The sequence below is a fragment of the Hymenobacter sp. B81 genome (assembly GCF_044628455.1).
Taxonomy (GTDB): Bacteria; Bacteroidota; Bacteroidia; order Cytophagales; family Hymenobacteraceae; genus Solirubrum.
This window is the reverse complement of record NZ_JBIYZW010000002.1, coordinates 401,595-416,219: the sequence shown is the minus strand read 5'-3', so window position 1 is coordinate 416,219 and position 14,625 is coordinate 401,595. Positions and strand designations below refer to the sequence as shown.

Below are 14,625 nucleotides of genomic sequence, written 5' to 3'. Positions count from 1 at the left end.
CGCTACGCTGATGTGGGAAATGTGCTGATCTTAGTCAATGGGTTGATGCAAAAGCTGCTTGGTATCGGCTGTAAAAACGAGAAGCCCCTTCCGCAACCGGAAGGGGCTTCTCGTTTCTGGGGCACACCTCAACTCATTGGCACCTCAGCACATTTTCCACATTAGCGCGCAGCGCACCACATTCAGCACATTCCCCCACATTACGTCAGGCGCTGCTCGTCGCGGCCGGGCTTGGTAGAGCTGCTCTGGCCACCGGGGTTGGCAATGGAGTCGCGCATGTCGGTGTCGGCCTGCACGTTGCGCATCTTGTAGTAGTCCATCACGCCCAGGTTGCCCGAGCGGAAGGCCTCGGAAATGGCCTTGGGAATTTCGGCTTCGGCCTCTACCACACGGGCTTTGGCTTCCTGGGTTTTGGCGCGGTTTTCCTGCTCCACGGCCACGGCCATGGCGCGGCGCTCTTCGGCTTTGGCCTCGGCCACCTTTAGGTCGGCGTTGGCCTGGTCGATCTGCAGCTTGGCGCCGATGTTTTCGCCGATGTCGATGTCGGCAATATCGATGGACAGGATTTCGAAGGCCGTGCCCGCGTCCAAGCCCTTCTGCAGCACCAGCTTGGAAATCTTGTCGGGGTTTTCGAGCACTTCCTTGTGCGAAATCGACGAGCCGATGCTGGTTACGATGCCTTCGCCCACGCGAGCCAGGATGGTTTCTTCGCCGGCGCCGCCCACCAGCTGGGCAATGTTGGCGCGCACGGTGATGCGGGCTTTGGCAATGAGCTGAATGCCGTCCTGAGCCACGGCGGCCACGTTGGGCGTGTTAATGACCTTGGGATTTACCGAGGTGGTCACGGCCTCGAACACGTCGCGGCCGGCCAGGTCGATGGCGGTAGCCTGGTTGAACGAGAGCGGAATGCCGGCCTTGTCAGCCGAAATCAGGGCCTTGATAACCGTAGGTACGTTGCCGCCGGCCAAGTAGTGGGTTTCCAGGTCGTTAGCCGTCAGGTTCATGCCGGCCTTGGTGGAGGTGATGAGCGAGTTGACAATGAGCGAGGGCGGCACCTTGCGCACGCGCATCAGCACCAGCTGAAACAGGCCCACGCGCACTCCGGAGAAGATGGCCGTAATCCAGAGGCTGATGGGGAAGAAGTACAGGAACACCAGGAGCAGGACGGCACCCAGCACCACGGGAATCAGCGGAAAGTCCATAGAGCGGCAGCAGCGGTTGAAAAGCCCGAGTTACGCGTTTTTTACCGGTTGCCCGCATGGGGGCGCCGGCCGGCGCAAACTCAGGCCTGTTCCACCACGATTCGGTTCTGCTCAATGCCCAGCACCCGCACCTCCATTCCCGGGTTCACGAACTCGCCCCGGGTGGTGGCCTCGCGCCGCTCGTCGCCGAACAGCACCGTGCCGGCCGGCCGTAAAGCTGAGAGCGTGCGGCCCAGCTGCCCGATGGTCACGTCGGGGCGGCGCACGTCGTCGACGCGGGCGGTGTTGCGGGTGGTGAGGGCAAAACGGTTGACCGACTGCGGCCTGAGGCCCAGCCACACTACCACGCCCACCAGCACCGTGGCCGAGCCCAGCAGCACGTGGCCGGTGGTCGTGCCCAGGTCGCGGTAGCTCAGCCAGATGCCCACCGTCAGCAACACGAAGCCGGCCAGCCCGACGATGGTGGTGCCAGGAATCAGCAGGACTTCGGCTACCACGAACAGAGCTCCGAAGAGCAGCAAAACGACAATCAGCAGCCAGTCCATAACCGTAGGGGGAAAAAGGTCTTGCTGAAAGATACGCACAAACGCGGCTGCCAGGGCATTTTGCGTAGCTTCCGCCCTCGTCTCCTTTTCGCTTTTCCACCATGGCTCTGCTGGCCGAGGCCCTGCAACGCGTCCCCTACTTTACCGCCGCCGAAATCGAGGCGCTGACCGCCGCCTGGAGCCGGACGCTGCGGCTGCGGCGCGGCGAGTTTCTGGTGCAGCACGGGCAGGTAGAACGGGGGCTGTACTTCGTCAACAGCGGGGCGCTGCGCATTTACTTTCCCACCGAAACCGAGGAAATCTGCGTGGGCTTCTGCTACGACAACACCATGGCCTGCTCGTTTGCCTCCTACGTGCACGGCACACCCTCGGAGTACTGCATTCAGGCCCTGCGGCAGAGCGAGCTGCTGGGCATCAGCAAAACCGACTTTACGGCCCTGCTCGAGCGGTTTCCGGCCATTGCCCGCTTCTGGCGCGAGGAGCTGGAGAAGGTGCTGGTGGGCCGTATCGACCGCGAAATCGACTTGTTTCTGCCCGAGCCCGAGCGCCGCCTGCAACGGCTGCTGCAGCGCAGCCCGCACATCTTTCAGCTGGTACCCAAGAAGTACATTGCCTCCTACCTGCGCATGACGCCCGAAACGCTGAGCCGCCTGCGCCTGGGCGGCTGAGGCGCAGGCGGTTGTTAGGGTTGGTTGTTAGTTATCAGGGGGGGAAGGGGTTGACGGGGAGGGCTGAAATCTTGATTGCGGTCAAGGTTTGCGCGTGGGCCGGGGGCGACTTTTGCATAAACCCAACCGCTATGAACTCAACCTCGCTTTTGCAGCAGCTGCGCAACCAGGTGCAGGAGCTGCACACCACCGTCGACAACCAGCTGGCCGGCCTCGACGACCAGGCCCTGAACTTCAAGCCCACGCCGGCCAGCTGGAGCATCCTCGAGTGCCTGGAGCACCTGAACCGTTACAGTCGCTACTACAACCCCGCGTTTGCCCGTGCCCTCAAGCAGCCCCAGGGCATGACCCCGGAAACCGAGGTAGCCTACAGCTGGCTGGGCGCCAAGTCGCTGGACATCGTGCGGCCCGACAACGGCAAGAAAAGCAAGACCGTGAAGCACATGAACCCGGCGGGCAGCCGCCTGAGCCGCGCCGTGCTCACCGAGTTTCAGCAGCACCAGGTGCGGCTGCTGGAACTGCTGGCCGCCGCCCGGGGCGCCGACCTCAACCGCAAGGCGGTGCCGGTGGAGTTTTTCAAGCTGCTGAAGCTGCGCCTGGGCGAGGCTCTGGAGTTCGTAGTGCTGCACGAGACGCGCCACGTGCAGCAGGCCCTGCGCGTGCAACAGGTCGGGCGGCAGCTCAGCTCGGCGCCCACGCTGGCCGTATAAACGATCGAGCCGGCCAACGCGGACCGCAGCTTTGCGTATCGGAGGCCCATGATGACCCAACGCGAAGTAACCACCACCGATAACACCACCTGGACCTGCGTGCAGGCCTACGCCGGAGTAGCCGGCTGCGCCGCCCAGGAGGCCGTTGAGCGCAGCGAAACCGACCAGGGCCAGGTGCCCGTGGTGTGCACGCCCAGCGGCGGTGCCCAAACCGTACGGCTGAACTTAGGCAAGGACTGGCAGGAAAGCCTCTCCGACGAGGACCTGGCCCGGGCCATTACCGCCGCCCAGTAAGTAGGGCTTGGTTATGCGGGTCTTAGCCCCACAAGCAAAAGCCCCAGGCACCGTGGCGCCTGGGGCTTTTGCTTGTGGGGCTAAGAAATCCGCGTAATCCGTCGAATCCGCAAGAATCCGTGGTTAGTAGGCCTGAGCGAAGTAGGCGCGGCGCTGGCTCGGGCGGCCGGTGACCATGCAGGTGCCATCTTCGTCGGGCTCGTTCAAAGCCAGGCAGCGGATGGTAGCCTTGGTTTCCTCCTTGATGCGCTGCTCGGTTTCGGCCGTGCCGTCCCAGTGCGCCAGCACGAAGCCGCCCTTGTCGTTGAGCACCTGCTTGAACTCGTCGTAGCTGTCGACCCGGGTGGTGTGCTCTTCGCGGAAGCGCAGGGCCTTGCGGTAGATGTTGTGCTGAATGTCGCCCAGCAGCTGCGCCACGCTGTTCACGATGTCGGCCAGCGGCAGGTTCATCTTTTCCTTGGTGTCGCGGCGGGCCACTTCCAGCGTGCCGTTGTCCAGGTCGCGGGCCCCCACGGCAATGCGCACCGGCACGCCCTTCAGCTCCCACTCGGCAAACTTGAATCCCGGGCGCTCGGTGTCGCGGTCGTCGACCTTCACCGAAATGCCGCGCTCGATCAACCCCATCTGGATGGGACGGATGCGTTCCAGCAGCTCGTCGAGCTGGCCGGTTTTATAGATGGGCACAATAACCACCTGAATGGGCGCCAGCTTGGGCGGCAGCACCAGACCCTCGTCGTCGGAGTGGGCCATGACCAGCGCGCCCATCAGGCGGGTGCTCACGCCCCAGCTTGTGCCCCACACGTGCTCGAGCTGACCGTCTTTGTTGGCGAACTGCACGTCGAAGGCCTTGGCGAAGTTCTGGCCCAGGAAGTGCGAGGTGCCAGCCTGCAAAGCCTTGCCGTCCTGCATCATGCCTTCGATGCAGTAGGTGTCGAGGGCGCCGGCAAAGCGTTCCGACTCGGTTTTGACGCCCTTCACCACCGGCAGGGCCAGCCATTCCTCGGCAAACTCGGCGTACACGTCCAGCATCTGCCGGGTTTCGGCCACGGCTTCCTCGGCGGTGGCGTGGGCCGTGTGGCCTTCCTGCCAGAGAAACTCGGCCGTGCGCAGAAACAGACGGGTGCGCATTTCCCAGCGCATCACGTTGGCCCACTGGTTGATGAGCAGCGGCAGGTCGCGGTAGCTTTGAATCCAGTTCTTGTAGGTGCTCCAGATGATAGCCTCCGACGTGGGGCGGATGATCAGCTCCTCTTCCAGCTTGGCGTTGGGGTCCACGCGCAGCTTGCCGGGGTTGTCGGGGTCGGTCTGCAGGCGGTAGTGGGTTACCACGGCGCATTCCTTGGCGAAGCCCTCAGCGTTTTTTTCCTCGGCCTCGAACATGCTCTTGGGCACCAGCAGCGGGAAGTAGGCGTTCTGGTGACCGGTGCGCTTGAACATGTCGTCGAGGGTGCGCTGCATCTTTTCCCAGATGGCGTAGCCGTAGGGCTTGATGACCATGCAGCCGCGTACGGGGGAGTTTTCAGCCAGCCCGGCGCGCTTCACCAATTCGTTGTACCAGAGGGAATAATCCTCGCTGCGCTTGGGCAACTGTTTGCTCATGACGGAGTATCTTAGAGAAGGAAAAACGGTTCCTGAAAATGGTACAAGATTTGAGTGCCATAATCGGGCACCGATTCGGGCCCAAAATACGTTATTAAACCGGAGCATTCCGCCCCTGTCTACCGGGTAGCGTGCGGCTGGTTTCGTACCCGGCCCGGTAGCACCCCGATCTTTCCCTTACGCGTCAGCCTGCCATGAAACCTATCTCAACCACCCTGCTGCCCGCCCTGGCCCTGCTCACGCTGGGGGGCTGCGCCAGCTCCTCGGACCTGGCTACCACTGAGCCCGACGGGGTGTATTATTCCTCCAAAGACCGCACTACCGAAGTCTACACCGCTTCGGCCAGCCCCGCGGCCACCGAAGGTACCCCGGCTGACGACCCCAACACGGTAGCCAACCCCGAATACCAGGAAGAAAGTGGGCAGAGCGCGCGCCACAACAGCTCTTCCGACGAATACTACGACGACGAGTACAGCTACTCGGCCCGCATCCGGCGCTTCCACCAGCCCTACTACCGCGGTCTGGGCATGGGCTACTACGACTACGCCTTTGTCGACCCGTTCTGGTATAACCCCGGGGCGGCTTTCTACGGCTACGACATGTACGGCCCCTACGGCGGCTGGGGCTACGGCCCGCGCTTTGGTGGCTTCTACGACCCGTTCTGGGGTGGCTCTTACCTGAGCATCAACATCGGCTTTGGCTCGCCCTGGGGCTGGGGCCGGCCCTACCGCTACGGCGGCTACGGCTACGGTCGCGGCTTCTACGATGGCTACTACGCGGGCATGTACGGCTACCCGCGCTACGGCGTACCGGGCTACGGATGGGATGGTTACCGCGGCGGCACCCGCAATGTGCGCTACGGCCCGCGTGGCGGCCGCAGCAGCGAGGCCCTTACCACCGGCGGCCGCTCGGCCAGCGGTGGCCGGGCCCGGGTAGAGGAAACCGGCGGCCGCTCGGCGGCTTCCAATGGCAACCTGACTATGCCAGCCGGTTCGCAGCCGACCCGGCGTACCCGCGTGGCTGAGGAAAACGTGGCCGGCGGACTCACTCCCGCCAGCACCATGCCCAACGGCAAAACCCGCTCGGGCCGCGTGGCCGACAACGTAGCCGGTACGGAAGCCCAGCCCGCCAGCCCGGGCCGTGGCAAGCTGTACCGGATTCTCGACACCGAAACGCCGGCTACCGGCGAGACGGGCGGCACCCGCACTCCTGCCCGCGTAGAGCAGCCCGGCACCGAGCGCAAGCGCGTGAGCGAAAACGTGGTGGAAGCGCCCCAGCCCCAGGCGGCTCCCGACTACTCGCAGCCCCAGCCCCGCCAGCGCCGGGCACGCACATTTGAGTTTGGCCAGAGCCCGCAGCCGGCCCAGCCCTCGCAGGAACGGCCCGCGCGGCGCGAACGGACCTACGAGCCAGCCCCGAGTCGTTCGTACGAACCCGCTCCCAGCCGCAGTGGCGGCAGCTTCGGGGGCGGTAACTCGGGCGGCGGTAGCAGCTCGGGTGGGGGCCGCGGGGGCCGCGGCCGGGTTCAGTAATACGTTCGGCGGTACTTCAGCCAGCTACGCGCCGCTCGGCGGCGTTGCTTCTCTTATCCAATGAAAAACCTGAAATACTGGCTTGCCGTGGCTCTGATGGGCCAGGCTAGCTACAGCTTTGCCCAGTACGAAACCGACGCGCTGCGCTTTTCGCGCACGCAGTTTGGCGGCACGGCCCGCACCCTGGGCAGCGGCGGAGCCAACGTAGCGGTGGGCGCCGATCTGAGCAACCTCGTCAGCAACCCGGCCGGCCTGGGCCTGTTTCAGCGCTCCGAGTTCAGCTTCTCGCCGGGACTGGGCCTGGATCAGACCCGCAGCCGGGCCTTCGGCAACCAAACCACTGACGCCCGCAACCGCCTGCACGTAGCCAGCCTGGGCGCCGTGTTTGCCAACCGCCGGCCCGACGGCGACGGCAGCCCCTGGCGCGGCGGGTCGTTGGCGGTGGGTCTCACGCGCATCAACGACTTCAACACCACCTTTCGCTACCGCGGCCGGCCGGAGGTGAGCCAGGATATTCTGCAGCGCCTGAGCGAGGACCGGGGCCTGGACCTGGATGATCTGGCCTACGAGACGTTTCTGACGGACGTGTATACCGGCCGCAACGGGGCCGATAGCACGGGCTTGTCGGCGCCCTTCCGCAATACCGGCCGCCTCGACCAGGACGAAACGGTGGTTACCACTGGCTCGCAAACCCAGTTCGACATCGGCTACGGGGCCAGCTACCTCGACAAGCTGTACGTGGGTGGTTCTTTCGGCATTGTGAGCGTGCGCTACAACTCCACCAGCACGCTGGGCGCTACCGACCCCACACCCATCAACAACGCCGACCCGGGAACGTCGTTTGCCAGCCTCACGCTGCGCGACGTACTGGAAACCCGCGGCAGCGGCGTCAACTTTAAGGTAGGGGCCATCTACCGGCCCAACGACGTGGTGCGCATCGGTGCTTCGGTGCAGACGCCCACCTTCATGACCCTATCGGAAACCTACAGTTCGTCGCTGAAAGCCACCTTCGACAAGCCGGTGACGGTGGATGGGCAGAGCTACAGCAGCGCCGACGCCAAAACCGACCCCGGCCAGTTCGACTACGTGCTGACTTCGCCGTTCCGGGCTTCGGGCGGCGTGGCCGTGGTGGCCGGCAAGTACGGCTTCTTCAGCGGCGACGTGGAGTACGTGAACTACGGTCAGGCCCGGTTGAGCAACGACTCCGAAAGCACCCTGGGCGAATACGACTTCGGCCCCACCAACGACGCCGTGCGCCGCCTCTACCAGTCGGCCGTGAACCTGCGTCTTGGAGCCGAAGGCCGCTTCGACATCTTCCGGGTGCGCGCCGGCTACGCCCGCTACGGCGACCCGTACGCCAACAGCGACTTCGACCGCACCCAGCAGTACTACACCGGGGGGATTGGCGTGCGCCAGAAAAACGCCTTCTTCGACCTAGCCGGGGTTTACAGCAAGGCCAACCGCTTCTACCAGCCCTACACCCTGGCCGACGACTCGCAGCCGCGGGTGCAGGTTGAGGGCAGCCGCTTTACTACCACCGTCACCCTGGGCCTGCTGTTCTAGCGGCCGTAAATCGTTAAACAGAAAGGCGACTTCCTTAGCAGGAAGCCGCCTTTCTGTTTAGCGGAGCCGGGGTTTATTCGCCCGGGCGGCGAATTTTTACGTTTAGCGTCAGCACGCCGCGCACGCTGATATCCGCCACGTGCAGCACTCCGTCGCGGCCATCTTCGGTGCGAAACGCCACCACCTGGTCTTTGGCCAGCACCGTCGTGCGCGTGCCCAGCGGGGCCGCGGCCGCTACGACTTCGCTGATTTCCTCGGCCGTATTCACCTCGTCAAACTCGGTTTTGGTGAGGGCGGTGGTTTTAACCTGGGTTTGGCGCCGGGTGCTCCAGCGGCCCGCACGCAGTACCGGGTGCTGCCGGGCCGCGACGTCGGCGGGCGAAGCCAGGGTACCGCCGCCGCTGGCTTCGGGCAGGTACAGCAGGTCGATCAGCTGCTGGTAAGTGGGGCTAGCGGCGGCGTGGGCGGGGAGGGGCAGGCCCCGGCGGCTGGCCAGCGCGGCCCGGGCGGTGAGGCTGCGCGGCGGCTCGAGGCGCACGGCGTAGGCGTGCCAGCTGCTGAGCGAGTCGGGTTGGCGTACGGTGAGGCGAAACTGGCGGCGGGCGGTGCGCCCGTCGGCGTCGGTAACCTCGAAGCGCCACAGCTCCCGGCCCGACTCGGTGCCGGCCGCAAAGCGGTGCTCCCACAACAAGCTCGGCCGGTCAATCAGCGTGTCGAGGTAAGTCAGCACGGGCGCCGCGGCTTCCTCGTTGGCGTCGATGTTGGTGCCGTCGGTGTACTGCACCGTGATGGTAAAGCGGCGCAGCAGCGGCTGGTCGTCCCCGGCTTCGGCAAAAATCCGGCTTACGAGCGTGTCGCCGGGGCTGGCCACCCGGTTGGCAGTTTGCAGACGGCCGTCGGACACCAGGTCGAGGCGCGGCGACGGGCTGGGGTCGGTGCCGCAGGCGGCGAGGGCCAGCAGCAGGCCGGGCAGGGAAAAGCGGAGGTGCGGGTGCATAGCGAAGGGCAAAGGTCGGGGAAAGCGGGCGAACCGGGCGGCGGGAAAAATCGGGGGCGCGTGCAACGGCCGGAGCCGCGGGGCCGACGTTGGCCGGCGCCCGGGCTTGCGTACCTTTAACGCCGTTACCTGCTTTTTCCGCATGCTTTTCCCCGTTCAACCATTGCTCCGAACTTCCTTCCGTAACTCTTTCCGGGCCCTGAGCCTGGCCGCGCTGCTGGCCGGCGCGGCCCCCGCGGCGCTGCTGCTCACCTCCGCTCCCGTGCAGGCCCAGCAGCGGCAGGCCATTACCCTCGAAGACATCTGGGCCAAGGGCACCTTCGCCGCGGCGCAGGTGCAGGGCTTCAACTGGATGCGCGACGGCCGCTACTACTCGGCTCTCGACCAGGGCGAGGTGGTGCAGCACGACGTAACCACCGGCAAAGCCACCCAAACCCTGGTCAGCCGCGACCAGCTGCGCCCCGCCGGCGCCACCGAGCCCATTGCGGTGGATGGCTACGAGTTCAACGCCGACGAGCAGAAAATCCTGCTGAGCACCGGCACCGAGCCCATCTACCGCCGCTCGAGCCGGGCCAACTACTTCGTGTTCGACCGCGCCACCAAGCAGCTTACTCCGCTGTCGGCCGGCGGCAAGCAGAGCTACGCCACCTTCTCGCCCGACGGCCGCCGCGTGGCCTTCGTGCGCGACAACAACCTGTTTGTGGTGGACCTGCAAACCATGCAGGAAACCGCCGCCACTACCGACGGCGTGTTCAACAAGCTCATTCACGGCTCCACCGACTGGGTGTACGAGGAGGAGTTTGAGTTTGCTCAGGCGTTCTGGTGGTCGCCCGACTCGCGGCGGGTGGCTTTCCTGAGTTTCGACGAAAGCCGGGTGCCCGAGTACAACATGCAAACCTGGGGGCCGCTCTACCCCAAAGACTACCGCTACAAGTACCCCAAGGCCGGCGAGGCCAACTCGGTGGTGAGCTGCAGCGTGTACGACGTAGCCGCGGCCCGCAGCGTGAAAATGGATGTGGGCCCGCAGGCCGACCAGTACCTGCCGCGGGTGATGTGGACCGAGACGCCGGGCCTGCTCAGCATCCGCCGCATGAACCGCCTGCAGAATACCCTGGAGATTCTGCACGCCGACGCTGCTACCGGCAAAAGCGAAGTGGTGTGGAAGGACACCGACGCGGCCTACGTGGAAGTGACCGACGATTTGCGCTACCTCGACGGCGGCAAGCAGTTCGTCATCAGCTCCGAGCGCGACGGATTCCGCCACCTCTACCTGTTCGACATGAAGGGCAAGCTGGTGCGCCAGCTCACCAAGGGCGCCTGGGACATCACCGAGTTCCTGGGCGTGGACGAACAGAGCGGCCAGGCCTACTACGTATCGGCCGAGGCTTCGCCGCTGCAGCGCCACCTTTACCGGGTGAGCCTGAAAGGCAAGGGCAAGCAGCGGCTGAGCGCGGCCGGCGGCGGCACCGACGTGGTCAACATGAGCCCCGACTTCCGCTACTACCTCAACTACCACTCGGCCGCCAACGAGCCCGCCACGGTGAGCTTGCGCACGGCCCGCGACGGGAAGGTGGTGAAGGTGCTCGAAGACAACGCCCGCCTCAAACAGCGCATGCAGGACTATGGCTTCGCGCAGCAGGAGTTCTTTTCCTTTAAGACCTCCGAGGGCGTGACGCTCAACGGCTCGACGCTGAAGCCCGCCAACTTCGACCCGGCCCGCAAGTACCCCGTGCTGATGTACCTCTACGGCGGCCCCGGCTCCCAGCGCGTGCTCGACAAGTGGAACGGCGGCGACTACTACACTTACTTCCAGTACCTGGCCCAGCAGGGCTACGTGGTGGCCATCGTCGACAACCGCGGCACCGGCGGCCGGGGCTCGTCTTTTAAGAAAGTAACCTACGGGCAGCTCGGCAAGCTCGAAACCATCGACCAGGGTGAGGCCGCCAAGTACCTGGGCACCCAGCCCTGGGTGGATAAGGGCCGCATCGGCATCTTCGGCTGGAGCTTCGGCGGCTACCTCTCGGCGCTGGCCATGACCAAAAACGCGGACCTGTTTAAAGCCGGCGTTTCGGTGGCCCCCGTTACTACCTGGCGCTACTACGACACGGTATACACCGAGCGGTTCCTGAAAACCCCGCAGGAAAACGCCGCCGGCTACGACGACAACTCCCCGGTGCAGTTTGCCGCGCAGCTCAAAGGGGCCTACCTGCTGGTGCACGGCACCGGCGACGACAACGTGCATTTCCAGAACTCGGTGGCGTTTACCGATGCGCTGGTAAAGGCTAACAAGGACTTCGAGCAGCTGTACTACCCCAACCGCCACCACGGCATCAGCGGTGGCAATACCCGCCTGCATTTGTTCCGGCAGATGACTAACTTCCTGCGCCAGAACCTGTAAGATTTGCTGGCCGCAGACTTGCCGCCCGGTCGCCGCTCCTTCCCGAGCCGGCGGCCGGGCGGTTTTTTACGCGAAAAAGGGGCTAGCTTACGTTCCTTCACCGGGACATCTGCGTAGATACTCGCCATGCGTACCCTTCGACTCACCCTGGGCGTTGTGGGCGGAACGCTGCTGGGGCTGCTGCTGGGTAGCTGCCAGCGCGAAAATGCCGCCGGCACCGAGCGCGCCGCCCCGCTGGTCACCGCCCCCGCGTCGGCGCCCGAAGCCGAATATGCCCCCGCTGCTCCGGCCGCGGCCCGCGGCAACTGGCACCGCCTGCGCCAGCGTACCAGCCGCCGGGCGCCCCTGATCCGCTACTACCCCACGGCCCGCCCCGCCGCCCTCGACACGGCCGGCGCGCCGCCCGTCGAAGCCAGCCTGCACGAACTGACGCTCAAGGCCAGCGAGTTTTTTCGCATCGACCCCAGCCAGCCGGCCGAAGTGCTGGGCCGCGAAGGCACCGTGGTGCGCATTCCCGCCCGCGCCCTGGTGGATGCCCGGCAGCAGCCCGCAAACGGGCCGGTGTGGGTGGAGCTGAAGGAGTGCTACTCCCTGGCCGATTTGCTGCTCTCGAACCACGTGAGCGTGGCCAATGCCGGCGAGCCGCAGCAAACCGGCGGCATGCTGCTGGTGCGCGCCACGGCCAAGGGCCAGCCCCTGCAACTGGCCACCGGCACCGCCCTCGAAGTGGAGCTGCCCGCAGATGGCTACCAGCCCGGGCTGGAGCTTTACTACGGCCTGGCCCGCCGCCGGCAGCCGGTGCGCTGGAGCCCCGCCGGTCCGGTGCCGGTGCGGCCGGCCGAGCAGGTTTACAGCCGGGCCGAGCCCATGCCGGTATTTGGCAGCGGCCCGGCCGACCTCAGCCGCCTGCTGCGCTACCCCGACGCGGCCGCGCAGAAAGGCGTCAAAGGTCTGGTGCTGGCCTCGTTCGTGGTCGATGAAGCCGGGCAGGTGCTCGAGCCCCGCATCGTGCGCGGCCTGGGTCGGGGCTGCGACGAGGAAGCCCTGCGGGTGCTGCGCTACACCTCGGGCCGCTGGGTGCCCGGCCGCCGCGACGGGCAGCCGGTGAAAGTGCGCCTGACCGTGCCCCTGCGCTTCGGCCCCGACGACGGCCTGCTGGTGAGTGCCGACAGCGCCGTGCCCGTCGTAGCCGAGGGAGGGGAGGAGTATAAACTCCTGGCAGAAGCTCCGGCCGCCAACCCGCGCGCTTTCAGCTGCGGCCGGCTGGGCTGGCTGAGCTGGTTCAAGCCCTGGGCGGCCCCCACGCAGGCGGCCGTGGCCCTGCCCGCCGCAATTGACGCGCAGACGGCGGTGTTTCTGGTGTTTCCGGGGGCACCGGCGGTGCTGCAGGCCCAAAGTCAGGACAGCCAGTACGTGTTTGCGCGGGTGCCGCGGGGGCAGCGGGCCTGGCTGGTAGGGCTGCGCTACGAAAACGGCACACCCTTCCTGGCCTTGCGGCAGGTAAGCTCCGATGAGCTGGCCGCGGCCGAGCTAAGCTTTCAGGAAACCACTCTCGGCGACCTGGAAACGGCCCTGGCCCGCCTCCGCTAAGTCCGCTTGCGGCGGTCGGCAATCAGCCCAGCTTGAGGGTGATGCTCTGCGGCTCGGTGAAGAAGCGCAGCGCTTCCAACCCGCCTTCGCGGCCCACACCCGAGTTTTTCATGCCGCCGAAGGGCGTACGCAGGTCGCGGTGCAGCCAGGTGTTGATCCACACGATGCCCGACTGCAGGGCGTGGGCCACGCGGTGCGCCCGGTTCAGGTCGCGGGTCCAGATGGTGGCGGCCAGGCCGTACTCGGTGCCGTTGGCCCACTGCAGCACTTCTTCCTCGGTGTCGAAGGGCGTGAGTGTAACCACCGGGCCGAAGATTTCCTCGCGGTTGACGCGGCAGTCGGGTGCCAGGCCCTCGAACACGGTGGGCTGCAGGAAGTAGCCGTCGGCGCAGCGGCCGGGCAGTTGCACGCGCTGCCCGCCGGCCAGCAAGGTGCCGCCTTCCTGGTAGGCCAGCTCGATGTAGCTCAACACTTTCTGCAGGTGCGCCTCGCTCACCAGCGCGCCCTGCTGGCTGCCCGCGTCCTGCGGGTCGCCCACGGTCAGCTGGGCCACGCCGGCCAGGAACTGCTCCCGGAACTGCTCGTAAATGGGGCGCTCGATGAAAATGCGCGAGCCGCACAGGCAGATCTGGCCCTGGTTGGCGAAGGAGCTGCGCAGGCTGGTGCGCACGGCCTCGGCCAAGTCGCAGTCGGCGAAGATGAGGTTGGGATTTTTGCCGCCCAGCTCCAGCGAGAGTTTCTTGAACATGGGCGCGGCCGTGCGGGCAATATGCTCGCCGGTTTTAGTGCCGCCCGTGAAGCTGATGGCCTTGACGTCCGGGTGCTCGATGATGGGCTGCCCCGCGCCCGGCCCGCTGCCGTGCACGATGTTGAGCACGCCCGCTGGCAGCCCGGCCTCGATGCACAGCTCGCTGAGCAGATAGGCCGTGTAGGGCGTGATTTCGGAGGGCTTGGCCACCACGCAGCAGCCCGCGGCCAGCGCCGGTGCAATCTTCCAGGTAAACAAGTACAGCGGCAGGTTCCAGGGCGAGATGCAGCCCACCACGCCCAGCGGGTGGCGCACGGTGTAGTTCAGGGCCAGGCCTTCCTGGAAGTGGGTTTCGGAGGCGAAGTGCTGGGCGGCCGTGCCGAAGAAGGCGAAGTTGCTGGCCGCCCGCGGAATGTCCACCGTGCGGGCCAGGCTCACGGGCTTGCCGTTGTCCTGGCTTTCGGCCTGGGCCAGGCGCTCCAGGTCGCGCTCAATCAGCTCGCTGATGCGCACCAGCAGGCGGCCCCGCTCTTCGGCCGGCAAGAGGCGCCAGGCGGGCAAAGCAGCCTCGGCCGCGGCCACGGCCCGCTGCACGTCCTGGGCGTCGGAGTCGGGAATCTGGCTGAACACCTGGCCGGTGGCAGGCTCGACGTTGGGTAGGTAGCGGCCGGCGGCAGGGGCCACGAGCTGGCCGCCGATGTAGTTGCGAAGCTGGAGCATGGGAAAGGGCAGAGCGGTATCAAAACTACCAAAAACGGGTGGGCAACCACCTACCTTTG

The 14,625-nt window shown here is 65.9% G+C and carries 12 protein-coding genes; 7 read left to right on the top strand and 5 right to left on the bottom strand.

Going from position 1 to position 14,625, the window contains the following annotated elements:
• Positions 1–200 precede the first annotated feature (200 nt).
• Together floA and ACE191_RS12865 are read right to left on the bottom strand one after the other, a co-directional pair.
• Entirely contained in the window at positions 201–1,202 is a 1,002-nt protein-coding gene (gene floA / locus ACE191_RS12870; RefSeq protein ID WP_400192639.1) for a flotillin-like protein FloA, read from the bottom strand.
• Positions 1,203–1,282: 80 nt separating this feature from the next.
• The gene (locus tag ACE191_RS12865; protein WP_400192638.1) at positions 1,283–1,747 is read right to left on the bottom strand and encodes an NfeD family protein; all 465 of its coding nucleotides are present in this window, start codon (positions 1,745–1,747) and stop codon (positions 1,283–1,285) included.
• A 101-nt stretch (positions 1,748–1,848) separates the two neighbouring features.
• On the opposite strand from ACE191_RS12865, the gene ACE191_RS12860 reads away from it, so the two are divergent.
• From ACE191_RS12860 to ACE191_RS12850, 3 genes are all read left to right on the top strand, one after another.
• Positions 1,849–2,415 (top strand): Crp/Fnr family transcriptional regulator, encoded by a 567-nt coding sequence (locus ACE191_RS12860; protein WP_400192637.1) that lies wholly within the window; start codon positions 1,849–1,851, stop codon positions 2,413–2,415.
• 131 nt (positions 2,416–2,546) lie between these two features.
• Positions 2,547–3,125, top strand: a complete 579-nt coding sequence (locus tag ACE191_RS12855; protein WP_400192636.1) for a DinB family protein — start codon at positions 2,547–2,549, stop codon at positions 3,123–3,125.
• 48 nt (positions 3,126–3,173) lie between these two features.
• Positions 3,174–3,419: a hypothetical protein gene (locus ACE191_RS12850; RefSeq protein ID WP_400192635.1), complete on the top strand. Its 246-nt coding sequence runs from the start codon at positions 3,174–3,176 to the stop codon at positions 3,417–3,419.
• 123 nt (positions 3,420–3,542) lie between these two features.
• On the opposite strand, the gene proS is transcribed toward ACE191_RS12850, so the two are convergent.
• Positions 3,543–5,018: a proline--tRNA ligase gene (proS, locus tag ACE191_RS12845; protein ID WP_400192634.1), complete on the bottom strand. Its 1,476-nt coding sequence runs from the start codon at positions 5,016–5,018 to the stop codon at positions 3,543–3,545.
• Positions 5,019–5,212: 194 nt separating this feature from the next.
• Here proS and ACE191_RS12840 point away from each other — a divergent pair, with 194 nt between their 5' ends.
• Together ACE191_RS12840 and ACE191_RS12835 are read left to right on the top strand one after the other, a co-directional pair.
• Positions 5,213–6,550: a hypothetical protein gene (locus ACE191_RS12840; RefSeq protein WP_400192633.1), complete on the top strand. Its 1,338-nt coding sequence runs from the start codon at positions 5,213–5,215 to the stop codon at positions 6,548–6,550.
• Positions 6,551–6,610: 60 nt separating this feature from the next.
• The gene (locus tag ACE191_RS12835) at positions 6,611–8,113 is read left to right on the top strand and encodes an OmpP1/FadL family transporter (RefSeq protein WP_400192632.1); all 1,503 of its coding nucleotides are present in this window, start codon (positions 6,611–6,613) and stop codon (positions 8,111–8,113) included.
• A gap of 73 nt (positions 8,114–8,186) precedes the next feature.
• Here ACE191_RS12835 and ACE191_RS12830 read toward each other — a convergent pair whose 3' ends face one another.
• A complete protein-coding gene (locus ACE191_RS12830; RefSeq protein WP_400192631.1) occupies positions 8,187–9,110 on the bottom strand; it encodes a hypothetical protein in 924 nt (307 codons plus the stop codon).
• Between the two features lie 163 nt (positions 9,111–9,273).
• On the opposite strand from ACE191_RS12830, the gene ACE191_RS12825 reads away from it, so the two are divergent.
• Both ACE191_RS12825 and ACE191_RS12820 read left to right on the top strand, forming a co-directional pair.
• Positions 9,274–11,508: a S9 family peptidase gene (locus tag ACE191_RS12825; protein ID WP_400192630.1), complete on the top strand. Its 2,235-nt coding sequence runs from the start codon at positions 9,274–9,276 to the stop codon at positions 11,506–11,508.
• Positions 11,509–11,634: 126 nt separating this feature from the next.
• On the top strand, positions 11,635–13,098 hold the full coding sequence (locus tag ACE191_RS12820; protein WP_400192629.1) for a TonB family protein: 1,464 nt from the start codon (positions 11,635–11,637) through the stop codon (positions 13,096–13,098).
• Positions 13,099–13,120: 22 nt separating this feature from the next.
• Here ACE191_RS12820 and ACE191_RS12815 read toward each other — a convergent pair whose 3' ends face one another.
• Positions 13,121–14,566, bottom strand: a complete 1,446-nt coding sequence (locus ACE191_RS12815) for an aldehyde dehydrogenase (RefSeq protein WP_400192628.1) — start codon at positions 14,564–14,566, stop codon at positions 13,121–13,123.
• Positions 14,567–14,625: the final 59 nt, after the last annotated feature.

Coding starts and splice junctions, on each gene's coding strand:
- ACE191_RS12815 (WP_400192628.1), bottom strand. CDS start 14,566: ATGCTCCAGCTTCGCAACTACATCGGCGGCCAGCTCGTGGCCCCTGCC.
- ACE191_RS12830 (WP_400192631.1), bottom strand. CDS start 9,110: ATGCACCCGCACCTCCGCTTTTCCCTGCCCGGCCTGCTGCTGGCCCTC.
- ACE191_RS12855 (WP_400192636.1), top strand. CDS start 2,547: ATGAACTCAACCTCGCTTTTGCAGCAGCTGCGCAACCAGGTGCAGGAG.
- ACE191_RS12820 (WP_400192629.1), top strand. CDS start 11,635: ATGCGTACCCTTCGACTCACCCTGGGCGTTGTGGGCGGAACGCTGCTG.
- ACE191_RS12865 (WP_400192638.1), bottom strand. CDS start 1,747: ATGGACTGGCTGCTGATTGTCGTTTTGCTGCTCTTCGGAGCTCTGTTC.
- ACE191_RS12860 (WP_400192637.1), top strand. CDS start 1,849: ATGGCTCTGCTGGCCGAGGCCCTGCAACGCGTCCCCTACTTTACCGCC.
- floA (WP_400192639.1), bottom strand. CDS start 1,202: ATGGACTTTCCGCTGATTCCCGTGGTGCTGGGTGCCGTCCTGCTCCTG.
- ACE191_RS12850 (WP_400192635.1), top strand. CDS start 3,174: ATGATGACCCAACGCGAAGTAACCACCACCGATAACACCACCTGGACC.
- proS (WP_400192634.1), bottom strand. CDS start 5,018: ATGAGCAAACAGTTGCCCAAGCGCAGCGAGGATTATTCCCTCTGGTAC.
- ACE191_RS12840 (WP_400192633.1), top strand. CDS start 5,213: ATGAAACCTATCTCAACCACCCTGCTGCCCGCCCTGGCCCTGCTCACG.
- ACE191_RS12835 (WP_400192632.1), top strand. CDS start 6,611: ATGAAAAACCTGAAATACTGGCTTGCCGTGGCTCTGATGGGCCAGGCT.